The 17,180-nt window shown below is 71.8% G+C and carries 11 protein-coding genes and 1 pseudogene; 10 read left to right on the plus strand and 2 right to left on the minus strand.

Annotated elements, in window-relative coordinates:
* Nucleotides 1-20: 20 nt before the first annotated feature.
* The gene (gene glgP, locus ACR3IO_RS12440) at nucleotides 21-2,594 is read left to right on the plus strand and encodes an alpha-glucan family phosphorylase (protein ID WP_434071518.1); all 2,574 of its coding nucleotides are present in this window, start codon (nucleotides 21-23) and stop codon (nucleotides 2,592-2,594) included.
* 21 nt (nucleotides 2,595-2,615) lie between these two features.
* Here glgP and ybaK read toward each other — a convergent pair.
* Both ybaK and glgX read right to left on the minus strand, forming a co-directional pair.
* Nucleotides 2,616-3,112, minus strand: a pseudogene (gene ybaK / locus ACR3IO_RS12445) (Cys-tRNA(Pro) deacylase).
* On the minus strand, nucleotides 3,112-5,232 hold the full coding sequence (glgX, locus tag ACR3IO_RS12450) for a glycogen debranching protein GlgX (RefSeq protein ID WP_434071519.1): 2,121 nt from the start codon (nucleotides 5,230-5,232) through the stop codon (nucleotides 3,112-3,114). The pseudogene ybaK and the gene glgX overlap by 1 nt, the downstream one beginning before the upstream one ends.
* 39 nt (nucleotides 5,233-5,271) lie before the next feature.
* Between glgX and ACR3IO_RS12455 the strand changes: the two genes are divergently transcribed.
* From ACR3IO_RS12455 to ACR3IO_RS12495, 9 genes are all read left to right on the plus strand, one after another.
* Nucleotides 5,272-6,504 carry a cysteine desulfurase family protein gene (locus tag ACR3IO_RS12455; RefSeq protein ID WP_434071520.1) on the plus strand — a complete coding sequence of 411 codons (1,233 nt, stop codon included), beginning with the start codon at nucleotides 5,272-5,274 and terminating at the stop codon, nucleotides 6,502-6,504.
* A 49-nt stretch (nucleotides 6,505-6,553) separates the two neighbouring features.
* On the plus strand, nucleotides 6,554-7,675 hold the full coding sequence (gene mnmA / locus ACR3IO_RS12460) for a tRNA 2-thiouridine(34) synthase MnmA (protein WP_434071521.1): 1,122 nt from the start codon (nucleotides 6,554-6,556) through the stop codon (nucleotides 7,673-7,675).
* Between the two features lie 182 nt (nucleotides 7,676-7,857).
* Nucleotides 7,858-8,679, plus strand: a complete 822-nt coding sequence (locus tag ACR3IO_RS12465) for a TIGR04086 family membrane protein (RefSeq protein ID WP_434071522.1) — start codon at nucleotides 7,858-7,860, stop codon at nucleotides 8,677-8,679.
* A gap of 125 nt (nucleotides 8,680-8,804) precedes the next feature.
* Nucleotides 8,805-11,150 carry an NAD-dependent DNA ligase LigA gene (gene ligA / locus ACR3IO_RS12470; protein WP_434071570.1) on the plus strand — a complete coding sequence of 782 codons (2,346 nt, stop codon included), beginning with the start codon at nucleotides 8,805-8,807 and terminating at the stop codon, nucleotides 11,148-11,150.
* 38 nt (nucleotides 11,151-11,188) lie between these two features.
* Nucleotides 11,189-12,973 carry an alkaline phosphatase family protein gene (locus ACR3IO_RS12475; protein WP_434071523.1) on the plus strand — a complete coding sequence of 595 codons (1,785 nt, stop codon included), beginning with the start codon at nucleotides 11,189-11,191 and terminating at the stop codon, nucleotides 12,971-12,973.
* Nucleotides 12,974-13,040: 67 nt separating this feature from the next.
* A complete protein-coding gene (gene gatC / locus ACR3IO_RS12480) occupies nucleotides 13,041-13,343 on the plus strand; it encodes an Asp-tRNA(Asn)/Glu-tRNA(Gln) amidotransferase subunit GatC (protein ID WP_434071524.1) in 303 nt (100 codons plus the stop codon).
* Entirely contained in the window at nucleotides 13,340-14,869 is a 1,530-nt protein-coding gene (gene gatA, locus ACR3IO_RS12485) for an Asp-tRNA(Asn)/Glu-tRNA(Gln) amidotransferase subunit GatA (protein WP_434071525.1), read from the plus strand. The genes gatC and gatA overlap by 4 nt, the downstream gene beginning before the upstream one ends.
* Nucleotides 14,869-16,386 carry an Asp-tRNA(Asn)/Glu-tRNA(Gln) amidotransferase subunit GatB gene (gene gatB, locus ACR3IO_RS12490; RefSeq protein WP_434071526.1) on the plus strand — a complete coding sequence of 506 codons (1,518 nt, stop codon included), beginning with the start codon at nucleotides 14,869-14,871 and terminating at the stop codon, nucleotides 16,384-16,386. Before gatA ends, gatB begins: the two co-directional genes overlap by 1 nt.
* Before the next feature lie 182 nt (nucleotides 16,387-16,568).
* A complete protein-coding gene (locus tag ACR3IO_RS12495) occupies nucleotides 16,569-17,135 on the plus strand; it encodes a hypothetical protein (RefSeq protein ID WP_434071527.1) in 567 nt (188 codons plus the stop codon).
* Nucleotides 17,136-17,180: the final 45 nt, after the last annotated feature.

Consider the following 17,180-nt stretch of genomic DNA (forward strand, 5'->3'; position numbering starts at 1 on the left):
TGGGCCGTAGGTTGGGTGGGGTGAAGCCCATCCGCAAGTTCACCGTCCGTGCCGTCGTCCCTGCACCGCTCGCCGCCCTCGAAGAACTGGCCGCCAACCTGCGCTGGTCGTGGCACGAGCCGACGCGTCGACTGTTCGAGGCCATCGATCCCGCATTGTGGCGGGCGTCGAACCGCGATCCGATCACCCTGCTCGGCGAGGTCGCTCCCGACCGGCTCGATGCGCTCGCCGCCGACGAGGGGTTCGTGCACTGGGCCGAACAGGAGCGTGCGGGCCTGCGCGAGTATCTGGAGCAGCCCCGCTGGTTCCAGTCGCTCGGGGCCGAGGTTCCCCGCACGATCGCGTACTTCTCGCCAGAGTTCGGCATCACCGCGGCGCTGCCGCAGTACTCGGGCGGACTCGGCATCCTCGCCGGCGATCACCTGAAGGCGGCCTCCGACCTCGGCCTGCCGCTCATCGGCGTCGGCCTGTTCTACAAGGCCGGCTACTTCTCGCAGTCGATCACCGACGACGGCTGGCAGCAGGAGCGCTACCCGGTGCTCGATCCCGACGGGTTGCCGCTGTCGATGCTGCGCCACCCCGACGGGGCGCCCGTGCAGGTCACCCTCGCCCTCCCCGACGACGCGGAGCTGCACGCGCGCGTGTGGACGGCCGCCGTGGGCCGCATCCCGCTGCTCATGCTCGACACCGACATCCCCGCCAACTCCGATGCGCTTCGCTCGGTGACCGACCGGCTCTACGGCGGCGGCGGCGAGCACCGCCTGCTGCAGGAACTGCTCCTCGGCGTCGGCGGTGCCCGAGCGGTCAAGCTCTACACCGAGCTGGCCGGGCGCCCGCTCCCCGACGTGTTCCACATGAACGAGGGGCACGCCGGCTTCCTCGGACTCGAGCGCATCTCCACGTGCATCGGCGAGGGACTCACCTTCGCCGAAGCGCTGCAGGTCGTGCGCGCCGGCACCGTGTTCACCACGCACACCCCGGTGCCGGCGGGCATCGACCGGTTCGATCGGGGGCTCGTCGAACGGTACCTGACGACCTCGCTCCTGCCCGGCGTCGACCTCGCCGATGCGCTCGCCCTCGGCGTCGAGCCCGGTGCCGATCCCGCCACGAGCGCGTTCAACATGGCGGTCATGGGCCTGCGCCTCGCCCAGCACGCGAACGGCGTGTCGAAGCTGCACGGAGAGGTCAGCCGGCGCATGTTCGGCGACCTGTGGCCGGGCTTCGACCACGACGAGGTGCCGATCACGTCGATCACCAACGGCGTGCACGCCCCCACGTGGACCGACCCCGCGCTGCTCGCGCTCGCCGAGTCGAACCTCGGCACGGGCGACACCGAGCACGCCGACTGGCGCAGCGACGCGGTCTCCGACGCCGAGTTCTGGAACGTCAAGCGTCGTATGCGGCTCCAACTGGTCGAAGACGCACGTCGCCGCCTGGCGGCCGCGTGGAGCGAGCAGCACGCGGGCGCGCAGCCGCCGAAGTGGGTGGGGCAGGTGCTCGATCCCGACACGCTCACGGTGGGCTTCGCCCGCCGCGTGCCGACGTACAAGCGGCTCACCCTCATGCTGCAGGACCCCGAGCGGCTGAAGGCGATCCTCACGAACCCCGACCGGCCCGTGCAGTTCGTCATCGCGGGCAAGTCGCATCCGGCCGACGACGAGGGCAAGCGCCTCATTCAGAAGCTCGTGCAGTTCGCGTCGCAGCCCGAGCTGCGCGAGCGCATCGTGTTCCTGCCCGACTACGACATGGGCATGGCCGAGCTGCTCTACCCCGGGTGCGACGTCTGGCTGAACAATCCGCTCCGGCCGCTCGAGGCCTGCGGCACGTCGGGCATGAAGGCGGCCATGAACGGCGCCCTCAACCTCTCGATCCTCGACGGATGGTGGGCCGAGTACGCCGGTGACGACTTCGGCTGGGTCATCCCGTCGGCGGATGCGGCCGGCGACGCCGGCGAGCGGGATGCGCTCGAGGCGGCCTCCTTGTACGAGCTGCTCGAGCACCGCGTCGCGACCCGCTACTACGAGCACGACGGCGACGGGGTGCCCGTCGAGTGGGTGCGCCGCGTGCGCAGCACGCTCACCACGCTGGCCCCCGAGCTCGGCGCCGACCGCATGGTGAAGCAGTACGTCGAGGAGCTCTACCGGCCCGCCGCCGAGCAGGCCGAACGCGTCGCCGCCGACAACGACCGCGGGGCGCGCGAGCTCGCCGCATATCGCGACCGCGTGCGCGAGGCCTGGCCGCGGGTGCACGTCGTGCACGTCGAGTCCGGTGGCGTCGAGGCGCCGCACGTGGGCGACGCGCTGCGCCTGCGCGCGCACGTCGACCTCGGCGGCCTCGCGCCGGACGAGGTCGTGGTCGAGGCGGTGCACGGTCGGAGCCGATCCGACGAGCGCATCGAGCACGCGCAGCGCACCGCACTGGTGCCCGAGGCCTCCAGCACCGACGCCGGCGGCGCGGCCGACGGCCCGCAGCTGTTCACCGGGTCGATCGTGCTCGATCGCGCCGGGGCGTTCGGCTACACGGTGCGCGTCGTGCCGCGGCATCCGCTGCTCGTCTCGCCGGCCGAACTGGGGCTCGTCGCGCTCGCCGGCTGACCGCCGTTCGGCGGCGCGTGGTCAGCGTGCGCGGGCGATCGGCGCGGTGCGGCCGGCCGTGATCGCGAGCAGGTCGTCGGGTGCGAGCTCGAGGTCGAGCCCGCGCCGGCCGCCCGACACGAACACCGTCTCGCAGAGGATGGCCGATTCGTCGAGCACGGTCGGCAGCGCGGTGCGTTGCCCGATCGGGCTGATGCCGCCCACCACGTAGCCGGTCTTGCGCTCCGCCACGGCGGGGTCGGCCATCTCCGCGCGCTTGCCGCCGAGGGCGGTGGCGAACGCCTTCAGGTCCAATTGCATCGCGACCGGCACGATCGCGACCCCGAGGGCTCCGTCGACCGAGGCGAGCAGGGTCTTGAACACGAGGTCGGGATCGACGCCGAGCTTCTCGGCGGCCTCGAGCCCGTACGCGGCCGCGCGAGGGCCTGCTCGTAGCCGTGCGCACGGAAGGCGATGCCCGCCCGGGTCAGCGCGACGGTCGCGGGCGTGCCCGCCGAGTCATGGGATCGCCGCGCCATCAGAGGCGTCCGCTGACCGGCTCGGGGGCGTTGCCGGTGGCGTCGCCGAGGGCTCGGTAGAGCAGCATCGCCTGGGCGGGAACCACGATTCGCTCGCCGGGCAGGTGCTCGCTGGACTCGGTGACCGGATGCTCGTCGGACGAGTCCCAGAGCAGCATGTACCCCGTGACCCCGTCGTGCGCGGGCAGCACGATCTCGGTGGGCGCCTCGTGCGCGTGCACGACGAGCAGGATGCGGTTGAACTCCTCGACCTCGGGGGTGGAGGCCGCGAGGTACTGCAGGGTGCGCTCCGCCGGGTCGTTCCAGTCCTCGATGGTCATCGTCTCGCCGTCGGCGGTGTACCAGTCCATCTGCGACGCACTCGGCGTGGTCTCGCCGAAGACGCCGAACCGCACGGGCCGGATGGCCGGATTGTCCCGCCGCAGGTGCACGAGGCGCCTGGTCGTCGCCTCGAGTCCGGGGTCGCGCTCGTCCGCATCCCACGAGAGCCAGGTCAGCTCGGAGTCCTGGCAGTACGCGTTGTTGTTGCCCCGCTGCGTGCGCCCGTATTCGTCGCCGGCGGTGAGCATCGGCACGCCGGCCGAGAGCAGCAGCGTGCCGAGCAGGTTCCGGATGCTGCGCCGACGCGCCGTGAGCACCGCGTCGTCGTCGGTCTCGCCCTCGACGCCGTGGTTGTAGGAGTTGTTGTTGTCGGTGCCGTCGCGGTTGGACTCGCCGTTGCCGAGGTTGTGCTTGACGTCGTACGCGGTCAGGTCGGCGAGCGTGAACCCGTCGTGCGCGGTGATGAAGTTGAGGCTGGCGAGCGGTCCGCGTTCGTGGGAGAACGTGTTCGACGAACCCGCGAGACGCGTCGCGAACCGGCCGATGCCGCTGCCGGCATCGCCCGTCTCGCGCTCGCGTCGCTGGTCGCCCAGCCAGAAGTCGCGCATGCGGTCGCGGTAGCGGTCGTTCCACTCGATGAAGCCGCGCGGGAAGTTGCCGGTCTGCCAGCCGCCCGGGCCGACGTCCCACGGCTCGGCGATGAGCTTGGACTCGGCGAGCACGGGGTCGGCGAGCATCGCCTGGAGCAGGGGGTGCTCGGGCGTGTACGCGCCGTGGTCGTCGCGGCCGAGCGTGGCGGCGAGGTCGAGTCGGAACCCGTCGACCTGCAGTTCGTCGGCGAAGTACCGCATCGAGTCGAGCACGAGGCGCTGCGGCTCGTCGCGCCCGAAGTCGAGGGTGTTGCCGCATCCGGTCGTGTCGACGTAGCGGCCGTGCGCGTCGTGGCGGTAGTACGCGGCGTTGTCGATGCCGCGGAACGAGTACGTGGGGCCCTGCCGGCCCTCCTCGGCGGTGTGGTTGTAGACGACGTCGAGCACGACCTCGAGGCCCGCGCCGTGCAGGCGGCGCACCATGTCGGCGAATTCGCGGCGCACCGCACCGGCGCCCTTCGCGCGAGCCTCGGCGGTCGCGTACGGCGCGTGGGGTGCGAAGAACGCGAGGGTGTTGTAGCCCCAGTAGTTTGCGCGGCCCTGGCGCTTCAGCCGGTGCTCCGAGACGAACGCCTGCACGGGGAGCAGCTCCACGGTCGTGACGCCGAGTCCGGTCAGGTACTCGAGCGAGGCGTCGTGCCCCAGTCCGGCGTAGGTGCCGCGCATCGCCTCCGGCACCGCCGGGTTGAGCTTGGAGAAGCCGCGCACGTGGGCCTCGTAGACGACCGTGTGATCCAACGGCACGCGAGGCTTGACCGCACCGCCCCAGTCGAAGGCCTCGGGTCCCATGCCCCGGGCCCCCGCGAGCCGGTCGAGCGCGACGCCGCGCCAGGACCCGTCGCCGACCGCGGCGAGACCGCGTGCGTACGGGTCGAGCAGCGTCTGCGCCGGGTTGAAGGCGTGCTCGACGCCCGTCGGGCCGTCGACGCGGAGCCCGTAGCGGGCCCCGTCGACCAGCGCCGCGGTCGACCCCTGCCAGACGCCGTGCTCGTCGCGCTCGAGGGCGACGCGATCGCTCGCCCATCCGGCGTCGGCACCGTCGAAGACCTCGAGCTCGACGGAGGTCGCGTGCTCGGACCAGACGCGCACCGTGCCCCCGTCGGGACCCGTGCGGACGCCGAGGTCGTGGAGGGGATCGCTCGAAGACATGCGATCTAGAGTAGTTCGAGGCGAGCGAAGGGAATGCGCATGGCGGTCTACCTCGACCACGCGGCGACCACGCCCATGCGGGCGGAGGCCGTCGAGGCCATGGTCCACGCCATGCGGCTCGTCGGCAATCCCGCGTCGATCCACAGCGCCGGGCAGAACGCCAAGCGCGTCCTCGAGGAGTCCCGCGAACGCATCGCCGCGACGCTCGGCGTCGACGGCATCGAGGTGATCCTCACCGGCAACGGCACCGAGGCGGTGAACCTCGCGATCAAGGGCCTCTGGTGGAGCAGGCAGGCGAGCGCACCCGGCGGTGCCCGCCCGCGCATCCTCGTTCCGGCGGGGGAGCACCACGCGACCGTCGACACCGTCGAGTGGCTCGCCGTGCACGAGGGCGCCGTCGTCGAGGAGGTGCCGCTCGACGCGGTCGGACGTGTGCGGGTCGACGAGTTCGAGCGGATGCTCCGCCGCGACGCGGCATCCGTCGCCCTCGTCACGATGCTCTGGGCCAACAACGAGGTCGGCACGATCCAGCCCGTCGAGGAGATCGCCCGGCTCACCGCCGCCGCGGGCGTGCCGCTGCACGTGGACGCGATCGCGGCCTACGGTCAGGTGCCCATCGACGTGCGCGCCATCCGCCGTGCGACCGCCGCACCTCACGGGGCCGGACTCGTCGCCCTCAGCGTCTCGGCGCACAAGATCGGCGGCCCGGCCGGCATCGGCGCACTCGTGCTCGACCGCTCCGCCGCACTCGAACCCCTCATCCACGGCGGCGGACAGCAGCGCAAGGTGCGCTCCGGCACGCAGGACGTGGCGGCCGCCGCAGCCTTCGCCGCTGCTGCCGACGCCGTGCACGCGGGCCTCGAAGCCGATGCCGCGCGCATGGCGAGCCTCCGCGACCGGCTCATCGCGGGCGCGCTCGCCGCAGTCGACGGGGTGCGGCTCTCGGGCGACCCCGACCCCGCCGGCCGACTGCCCGGCAACGTGCACTTCTCGTTCGACGGTTGCGAAGGCGACTCGCTGCTGTTCCTGCTCGATGCCGCGGGCGTCGCCGTCTCGACGGGCTCGGCGTGCCAGGCCGGCGTGCCCGAACCCTCGCACGTGCTCATGGCCATGGGCCGCAGCGAGGCCGACGCGCGCGGGGCGCTGCGCATCACGCTCGGCCACGACTCCACCGAGGCCGACGTCGACGCATTCCTCACGGCACTCCCGGCCGCGCACGCCCAGGCGTTGAAGGCCGGGCTCGCGGCCCGCGCGACCTCGTTCGACCGCTGACGCGCTCGCCGCGGGGCATCCGCTCAGGTGGTCTGCCTACACTGGAACGGTGAAGGTCCTTGCAGCGATGAGTGGTGGCGTCGACAGCGCCGTCGCGGCCGCGCGCGCGGTCGAGGCCGGGCACGAGGTCGTCGGCGTGCACCTGGCGCTCAGCCGCATGCCCGGCACCCTGCGCACCGGCAGCCGCGGCTGCTGCACCATCGAGGACTCGATGGACGCCCAGCGCGCCGCGAACATGCTCGGCATCCCGTATTACGTGTGGGACTTCTCCGAGCGCTTCAAGGCCGACGTCGTCGACGACTTCGTCGCCGAGTACTCGGCCGGGCGCACCCCGAACCCGTGCATGCGCTGCAACGAGCGCATCAAGTTCGCCGCGCTCCTCGAGAAGGCGCTCGCGCTCGGCTTCGACGCCGTCGCCACGGGCCACTACGCCAAGATCACGACGGATGCCGCGGGCAACCGCGAGTTGCACCGGGCGAGCGCCGAGGCCAAGGACCAGAGCTACGTGCTCGGCGTCCTCACGGCCGAGCAGCTCGCGCACGCCTACTTCCCCCTCGGCGACACGCCCTCCAAGGCGCTCGTGCGCGCCGAGGCCGCCGAGCGCGGGCTGTCGGTCGCGCAGAAGCCCGACTCGTACGACATCTGCTTCATCCCCGACGGCGACACGAAGGGCTGGCTCGCCGAGCGCGTCGGCACCGAGACGGGCGACATCGTCGACCGCACGGGCGCCGTCGTCGGATCGCACGAGGGAGCGCACGCGTTCACGGTCGGCCAGCGCCGCGGCATGCGGCTCGGCACGCCCGCGGCCGACGGCAAGCCGCGCTTCGTGCTCGAGGTGCGCCCCAAGGAGAACACGGTCGTCGTCGGACCCAAGGAGGCGCTCGCGATCGGCGTCATCGCCGGGTCGAGGTTCTCGTGGGCCGGGCTCGCGCCTGCCGACCCGTCGACCGAGTTCGCGTGCGAGGTGCAGATCCGCGCGCACGCCGACCCCGTGCCGGCCGTCGCCGTGCTCGTCGACGACGAGCTCGTCGTGACCCCCGAGACCCCGCTCGACGGGGTCGCCCCCGGGCAGACCGCCGTGATCTACGTCGGCACGCGTGTGCTCGGGCAGTTCACGATCGACCGCACGGTCAGTGCGGTGCCGGTCGACGCCGTGCCCGTTCGGGCCTGACGACCGCTCCGCGATGGTCCGAGGCGCGAACCGCGTCGTCGCACCGGCATCCGATCACCTCGGTTCGCGCGTGAAATACCGGTGCGGCGAGGGTGGTGTCAAGGCCCAGTCCGGAGGTCATCGGGTCCAATAGATTGGCGCGGACGCCGGCACCCGGCCGGCGCCCACCCGAGGAGGACCCCGTGAGCACCCCCCGAGTTCCCGAAGGCCGAGACGCGGAACGTCCGGCATCGACCACCGCCGTCATCGACCACCGCGCAGACGGGCGAAACGACGCGACGACCGACCAGCAGGACACCGTCGTGGTGCCGGCCGTCGAGTCCGACCCGAGCGCACCGGCGCCGGCGACCGAGTCGCGCGACCCCGGTACCGAGGCGCACGCCGGCTCGGCGGAATCCGGCGCACTCGTCGCCGCCGATGACGACGCCCTGCGCGGCGCCGCCGCCCGGCGGATCGTGGTCGGCCGGCAGCGGGAGGCGTTCGGCGGGGTGAAGCTCGGCTCGGCGCTCTTCGGCTGGCTGACCGCGACCGGCACGGCCGCGATCCTCACGGGTGCGGTCGCCGGCATCGGCGCCGTGCTCGGCTTCGACGCGCCCGACCGGGCCGTGGTGGTCACCGGGGTCGCCTCCGAGAGCCTCGGCTGGTTCGCCGTGGCGGTGTTCGCCGTGATCCTGCTCGTGTCGTACTGGTGCGGCGGCTACGTCGCCGCGCGCATGGCGCGCTTCAACGGCGCCGTCCAGGGGCTCGCCGTCTGGGTCTGGGCGCTCGTCATCGCGATCGTCGTCTCGCTCGTGAGCGTGATCATCGGCAGCCAGGTCGACGTGCTCTCGAACGCCGACCTCTACCCGCGCATCAGCATGAGCGCCGAGGAGTTCACGGTCGTCGGACTGATCACCTCGGCCATCGTGCTGGTCTCCAGCCTCGCCGGGGCGGTGCTCGGCGGGATGTCGGGCACCCGCTACCACCGCCGCGTGGACCGGGCCGGGTTCGACGATCGGTCGTGACCGCGCGGCCTGCGATGCGGGAACGGGCGGCGGGTCGTGCCGCCCGTTCCCACGGGCGCGTCCGCGAGCCGCGAGGGTTCCCTCGCGACGTCGGGGGTGCCTCCTAGGATTGCGGTGTGAGCGAGATCCCCGTTGAGTCAGACCTGCCCACCGAGTTCGAGACGGCCCGCGCCGAGGCCGAGGCGCTCACGGCGCGCATCGAGGGGGCCCGGCTCGCCTACTACGGCGACGGCGATTCACCGCTCTCCGACGCCGAGTACGACGAGGCCTTCCACCGCCTCGAGGCGATCGAACGGGCCTTCCCCGAACTCGCCGGGCAGGACAGCCCGACGCAGCAGGTCGGGGCTGCCGTCGTCGCCTCGGGCTTCCCCGAGCACGAGCACGCCGAGCGCATGCTCAGTCTCGACAACGTGTTCTCCATCGACGAGTTCCGCGACTGGGCCGCGAAGGCCGAGGCGTCCGCCGGTCGGCGGGTGCACTGGCTCAGCGAACTGAAGATCGACGGGCTCGCGATCAGCCTCGCGTACCGAGACGGCGTGCTCGAGACGGCGACCACGCGCGGCGACGGTCGCGTCGGCGAGGACATCACCGAGAACGTCGACCTGATCCCGGTGATCCCGCGACGGCTCGAGGGCTCGGGGTACCCCGACTTCTTCGAGGTGCGCGGCGAGGTGTTCCTCCGCACGACCGATTTCGAGGCCCTCAACGTGCGTCAGCATGAACTCCAGGCGGCCTTCGAGACCGAATGGGTCGCGAAGGGGCGCCCGGCCGACGCGATCCCCACGAGGTACGCCGAGTTCGCCAACGCTCGCAACACGGCGGCCGGCAGCCTCCGGCAACGCCGCGAGAACAAGAGCGACGCCGACCTCGCGCTCATGCGCGAACGTCTGGGGCGACTCTCGATGTACCTGCACGGCATCGGCGCATGGGCGCATCCCGACGTGGCGGCGCAGTCCGAGATCTACGCGCTGCTCGCGTCCTGGGGCCTGCCCGTCTCGCCGCACTCCCGCGTCTTCGCGAGCGTCGACGAGGTCGCCGGGTACATCGCCGAGCGCGGCGAGCACCGGCACGACGTCGAGCACGAGATCGACGGCATCGTCGTGAAGATCGACGAACTGGCGCTGCACGACGAGCTCGGTGCCACCAGTCGTGCGCCCCGGTGGGCGATCGCGTACAAGTACCCGCCCGAAGAGGTGCACACCCGGTTGCTCGACATCATCGTCGGGGTCGGGCGCACCGGGCGGGCGACCCCGTACGCGGTCATGGAGCCGGTGAAGGTCGCGGGCAGCACCGTGCGCCAGGCCACCCTGCACAACCAGCAGGTCGTCCGGGCCAAGGGCGTGCTCATCGGCGACACGGTCGTGCTGCGCAAGGCCGGCGACGTCATCCCCGAGATCCTGGGCGCGGTCGAGCAGCTCCGCGACGGCACCGAGGTCGAGTGGCACATGCCCGAGCTCTGCCCCGAGTGCGGCACGGAGCTCCGCGCCATGAAGGAGGGCGACATCGACCTCCGGTGCCCGAACGCCCGTGCCTGCCCGGCCCAGGTGCGGGGCCGCGTCGAGCACATCGGGTCGCGAGGGGCGCTCGACATCGAGGCGCTCGGCGAGGTCACGGCCGCCGCCCTGACGCAGCCGGCCGTACCCGAGCTGCCGCCGTTGGCGACCGAGGCGCGATTGTTCGAGCTGAGCCTCGACGAGCTCGTGCCCATCGAGGTGGTCGTCCGCGATGCCGAGACCGGTGAGCCCAAGATCGACGAGGAGTCCGGACTCCCGGTGCGGCGCGCGCCGTTCCAGAAGCTCGGTCCGGCGACCTACCCGCCGGGCACCGAAGACCTCTCGCCGGCCGAACGGCGGGCGGCCGGCGTTCGGAAGGACTTCCGCGAGGTGCGCCCGTCCGAGGCGGCGACCAAGCTCCTCGCCGAGCTCGAGAAGGCCAAGACCAAGCCCCTGTGGCGGCTCCTGGTCTCGCTGAACATCCGGCACGTCGGGCCGGTCGCCGCGAGGGCGCTGGCCGACTGGTTCGGCTCGCTCGACGCCGTGCGCGCGGCATCCCGCGACGAGCTCGCCGAGGTCGACGGCGTCGGCGGCATCATCGCCGACTCGCTCGTCGAATGGTTCGACGTCGAATGGCACCGTGACATCGTCGAGCGGTGGAGTGCGGCCGGCGTGCAGTTCTCGACCCCGGGGCATCCGGGGCCCGGAGCCGCTGCGGAGGCGGGTGGCGTCCTGGCAGGCCTCACGATCGTCGCGACCGGGTCGCTCGAGGGGTTCACCCGCGAGGGCGCACAGGAGGCCATCATCGCCGCCGGCGGAAAGGCCGCCTCGAGCGTGTCGAAGAAGACCGATTTCGTCGCGGCCGGGCCCGGGGCAGGGTCCAAGCTCGCGAAGGCCGAAGAGCTCGGCGTGCGCGTGCTCGACGCCGCGCAGTTCGCGGTGCTCGTCACCGAGGGGCCGGCAGCGCTCGACGGCTGACCGGGCGAGCACGACCGAACGAGGCGAAGGGGGCGATCGTGGGGGACGATGTGCGCGGGCGATCGGAGACCGGCAGGGGCGGCCGGCAGCCGACGAACGGCGATGACGGCACCTCCCGTCGCGACTTCCTGAAGATCGGGAGCGCCGCGGCCGCGGGCGCGGTGGTCGGCGCCGGCGGAGGTGCGGCGGCCGGACTCGCGGTCGGGCAGGCACGCGGCTTCGCGCAGGGCGCCGACGACTTCGCGGCCCTCGCGCCTCGCGAGAAGGCGGGATTCGACCACGTCGTCGTCGTCATGGGCGAGAACCGTTCCTTCGACAACCTCCTCGGCTGGCTGTACTCGCCCGACGACGTGCCCGAGGGGCAGCGATTCGACGGACTCGCCTTCGGCCACTACGCGAACACCGGCCCCGACGGCACCGCGGTGCCCGTGCACGTGTACGCCGGGACGACCGACGAGATCATGGGCAAGCCGAACCCCGATCCGGGCGAGGAGTACCCGCACGTCAACACCCAGCTCTTCGGCATCGTCGACCCCGCGTCGAACTCCGAGATCGAGGTCGGCGACATGGAGGCGCCGTACAACGCGCCTCCGCCCGGCCGGACGCCCACCATGGAGGGGTTCCTCACCGACTACGTCATCAACTACGAGCGCCTGAAGAAGGGCGCCGAGCCCACCGCCGGCGAGGCGGGCCAGATCATGGGCTCGTTCTCGCCCGAGATGCTCCCGGTGCTGTCCACCCTCGCGAAGAACTTCGCCGTCTACGACGCGTGGCACTGCGGCGTCCCGTCGCAGACCTTCTGCAACCGTTCGTTCTTCCATGCGTCGACGTCGCACGGCTTCGTCACGAACAAGCACGGCGGAGGCTACGAGAAGTGGATCGACGCCGACCCGGCGCCGACCGTCTTCAACCGCCTCGAGGACGCGGGCCTCGACTGGCGCATCTACTTCGACGAGCTCCAGCTCGTCTCGTTCACGGGAGTGCTGCACGCCCCGGTGCTCGAGAAGTACTGGCGTACCGACCACTTCGCCACGATGGACCGGTTCTACGAGGATGTGCGCACGGGCGCCCTCCCCGTCTACGCGTTCATCGAGCCGCGCATGGTCTACAACCACAACGACTTCCATCCGCCGTTCGGCAAGCTGCGGGAATCCGAGGTCGACGGCACCGAGATCGTCGACAGTGCGGTGTCCGACGTGCGCGCGGGGGAGCTGCTCGTCCACCGCATCTACGACGCCGTCAAGTCCAGTGCGAGTCCCACCGGTTCCAACGCGCTGAACACCCTCCTGCTCATCACGTTCGACGAGCACGGCGGCACGTACGACCACGTGCCGCCGCCGGCCGCGATCCCGCCCCACGAGGACGCGGATCCAGGCGAGATGGGCTTCGAGTTCGACCGCCTCGGATGCCGCGTGCCCGCCATCGCGGTCTCGGCCTACACCCGGGCGGGCACGATCGTGCACGACGAGATGCACCACGCCGCGGTGATCGCCACGCTCTCGCGCCTGCACGGACTGAAGCCGCTCACGCGACGCGACGCGGGAGCCAACAACCTGTTCAGCGCGGTCAACCTCGACACGCCGCGGCATCCGTCGACCTGGCCGTCGACCACGCCGCAGTTCCTGCCGCCGAACCCGCAGGCCGAGGCGCCGCACCCCGCCCACGCCCACAAGGACAAGCCGTTGAGCCCGCCGGCGCGGGGCCTGCTCGGCATGCTGCTGGCGCGATTCGGCCAGGCTGACGAGCCCGAGCCCGAGACCTACGCGGACGCGTACCGGCTGCTGCACAAGTACGGTGAGGGGCTCTTCGGCGTGCAGGGATAGGCCGACGCGCTGCACGGCCCGCCGCCGATAGAATCGAACCATCCCCATCACGAGACGACGGAGCAGCATGTCCGAAATCACGGCGGAGCAGGTCGCGCATCTCGCGAACCTCGCACGCATCGCGCTCACCGAAGAAGAGATCGCGCACCTCACGACGGAGCTCGGCCAGATCATGCAGGCGGTCGAGACGGTCGGCGAAGTGGCGACGCCCGACGTGCCGCCCACGAGCCACCCGATCCCGATGCAGAACGTGTTCCGCGCCGACGTGCTCGGCGACGACGTGCTGACGGCCGAGCAGGCCGTCGCCGGAGCGCCCGAGGCCGATGGCTCGCGCTTCGTCGTGTCGGCGATCCTGGGGGAGGAGCAGTGAGCGAGATCATCCGCCTGACCGCCGCCGAACTCGGCCGCAAGATCGCCGCGGGCGAGGTCTCGTCGGTCGAGGCCACCCGTGCTCACCTCGATCGCATCGCCGCGGTCGACGGCGCCGTGCACGCCTTCCTGCACGTGAACGAGGGTGCGCTCGAGGCTGCGGCCGAGGTCGACCGCCGCCGTGCCGCGGGCGAGTCCCTCGGACCGCTCGCGGGCGTTCCGATCGCCATCAAGGACGTGCTCGTCACCGAGGGCATGCCCTCGACGGCCGGCTCGCGCATCCTCGAGGGCTGGATCCCGCCGTACGACGCCACGCCGGTGCGCCTCGTGCGCGAGGCGGGCATGATCCCGCTCGGCAAGACCAACATGGACGAGTTCGCGATGGGCTCCTCCACCGAGCACTCGGCCTACGGACCGACCCACAACCCGTGGGACCTCGAGCGCATCCCCGGTGGTTCGGGCGGCGGCTCGGCGGCATCCGTCGCCGCGTTCGAGGCGCCGCTGGCGCTCGGCAGCGACACGGGCGGTTCGATCCGCCAGCCCGCCCACGTCACCGGCACCGTCGGCGTCAAGCCCACCTACGGTGCGGTGAGCCGGTACGGTTCCATCGCGCTCGCCTCGTCGCTCGACCAGATCGGCCCGGTCACCCGCACGGTGCTCGATGCCGCCCTGCTGCAGGACGTCATCGCCGGGCACGACCCGCACGACTCCACCTCGATCCCCGAGACCTGGCCGTCGATGGCCGACGCGGTGCGCCGAGCGGATGTCTCGGGCGTGCGCATCGGCGTCGTCAAGCAGCTCGACTCCGACGGCGTGCAGGCGGGTGTTCGCTCGCGCTTCCACGAGTCGCTCGCGCTGCTCGAGCGCAACGGCGCCGAGATCGTCGAGATCGACGCCCCGAACTTCGAGTACGCGATCGCGGCGTACTACCTGATCCTCCCCGCCGAGGCGTCCTCGAACCTCGCGAAGTTCGACTCCGTGCGCTTCGGCCTGCGGGTCACGCCCGAGGGCGGCGGCACGGTCGAGCAGGTCATGGCCGCGACGCGTGAGGCGGGCTTCGGCCCCGAGGTGAAGCGACGCATCATCCTCGGCACGTACGCCCTGTCCGCCGGGTACTACGACGCCTACTACGGCAGCGCGCAGAAGGTGCGCACGCTCGTGCAGCGCGACTTCGAGAACGCCTTCGCGAAGGTCGACGTGCTCGCCACGCCCACGGCGCCGACCACGGCGTTCAGGCTCGGCGAGAAGCTCGACGACCCGCTGGCGATGTACCTCAACGACGTCGCCACCATTCCGGCGAACCTCGCCGGCGTCCCGGGCATCTCGCTGCCGTCGGGTCTCGCGCCCGAAGACGGCCTGCCCGTCGGCATCCAGTTCCTCGCGCCCGCGCGGCAGGATGCGCGTCTCTACAACGTCGGCGGTGCACTCGAGCGACTGCTCGAGGCCGAGTGGGGCGGGCCGCTGCTGAACCGCGCTCCCGACCTGTCTTCGCATGAGATGGCTGCGGCCGAGGAAGGTGTGATCTGATGGCCCGCGCGGCACTCATGGACTTCGACAAGGCGCTCGAGCTCTTCGAACCGGTCATCGGGCTCGAGGTGCACGTCGAGCTGAACACCATGACGAAGATGTTCTCGTCGGCGCCGAACCCCGCCAACCCGGCGTTCCACGACGCCGAGCCGAACACGTTGATCACGCCGGTGTGCCTGGGCCTGCCCGGGTCGCTGCCCGTCGTGAACGGCGACGCCGTGCGGTCCTCGATCTCGCTGGGCCTCGCGCTCGGCTGCGAGATCGCGCCCTCGAGCCGGTTCGCCCGCAAGAACTACTTCTACCCCGACCTCGCCAAGAACTACCAGATCTCGCAGTACGACGAGCCGATCGCGTTCGACGGCGAGGTCGAGGTCGAGCTCGAGAACGGCCGGGTCTTCCAGATCCCGATCGAGCGCGCGCACATGGAGGAGGACGCGGGCAAGCTCACCCACATGGGCGGCTCGACCGGCCGCATCCAGGGCGCCGAGTACTCGCTCGTCGACTACAACCGCGCCGGCGTGCCGCTCGTCGAGATCGTCACGCGCCCGATCTTCGGGGCCGAGGCGGATGCGCCCGCGCTCGCGCGCGCCTATGTGTCGACGATCCGGGACATCGCCCTCTCGCTCGGCATCTCCGAGGCCCGCCTCGAGCGCGGCAACCTGCGCTGCGATGCCAACGTGTCGCTCCGTCCGCGCGGCCAGGAGAAGCTCGGCACGCGCACCGAGACGAAGAACGTGAACTCGTTCCGCTCGATCGAGCGGGCCGTGCGCTACGAGATCCAGCGGCAGGCCGCGATCCTCGCCGACGGCGGAACGATCACGCAGGAGACCCGGCACTGGCACGAGGACACGGGGGCCACGAGCGCCGGTCGTCCGAAGTCCGACGCCGACGACTACCGGTACTTCCCCGAGCCCGACCTGCTGCCGGTCGTGCCGTCGGCCGAACTCATCGCGGAGCTGCGTGCGGCGCTGCCCGAGGCACCCGCGGCGCGCCGCCGGCGCCTGAAGGCCGAGTGGGGCTTCAGCGACGACGAGTTCCAGATCGTGGCGAACTCGGGCATGTTGAACGAGCTGGCCGAGACCGTCGCGGCCGGCGCCACGCCCGCCGCCGCGCGCAAGTGGTGGACGGGTGAGATCGCCCGTCTCGCGAACGCCGCAGACCGCGATGCCACGAGCATGGTGTCGCCGGTCCACGTCGCCGAGCTCGCGGCCCTCGTCGAGGCCGGCACGCTCACCGACCGCCTCGCCCGTCAGGTGCTCGAGGGCGTCGTCGCCGGCGAGGGCTCGCCGCAGGAGATCGTCGACGCCCGCGGGCTCGCGGTCGTCTCCGACGACGGGGCGCTCATCGCCGCGATCGACCAGGCGCTGGCCTCGCAGCCCGACGTGCTGGAGAAGATCCGCGACGGCAAGGTGCAGGCCGCCGGTGCTGTCATCGGTGCGGTCATGAAGGCCATGCAGGGCAAGGCGGATGCCGCGCGCGTGCGCGAACTCGTGCTGGAGCGCGCCACGGCCGAGTGAGTCCAGACCACCGCTGAGGGGCGATGTCCGACCGTAGGGTCGGGCATCGCCCCGGTCGTCTCCGGGGTGCCGACCGCGTCGTCGCCGTGGGCGGTTGAACTGGGGGAGTCCGTCGAGCTCCCAGCAGGTTCCGGGCTTGCGACCCTAAGCTGTTGGTCCCCTGAGCGATTGACGAGGCCATCATGGGTTTCCTTGACCGACTGTTCGGCGCACCCGCACCCGCACCCAGCGCGGCTCGGCCCGTGCCGCCGCCGGCTCGTCCGCAGTCCGAGGACGAGCGCGCGATCGAGCGCTACCGCTACCTGCTCCGCACGGCGCCGCCCGAGACGATCGAGGCCGTGCACGCCGAGGCCTTCGCCAAGCTCACTCCCGCGCAGCGCGCGCAGGTGTTCAGCACCCTCGCGGCGCAGGCGCCCGTGGGCGAGCGGCTCGTGTCGGATGAGCCTTCGGCGCTCGCGAGGGCCGCCACTCGCGCCGAGCTGCGCGCCCCGGGCACCATGGAGCGCACGTTCAGGTCGACGGATGCCGCGAACGGACGCGGCGTGCCGTCGTACGGATCCATGATGGGCAGCTCGATGCTCGGCACCATCATCGGCGTCGTGGTCGGCTCGATGCTCGTCCAGGAGTTCCTGCCCGACTTCGGCGGCGACGTCGCCGGCGGTACCGGGGAGACATCCGCGGATGCCTCCGGCGATGCCGGTGCATCCGGTGACTTCGGCGGAGATTTCGGCGGGGACTTCGGGTTCTGAACGCCTCCGGTCTGCGATGACGGTGGCCTGGCGTAGGGTCGCACC

The organism is Agromyces sp. Marseille-Q5079, from assembly GCF_051016555.1.
Taxonomy (GTDB): domain Bacteria; phylum Actinomycetota; class Actinomycetes; order Actinomycetales; family Microbacteriaceae; genus Agromyces.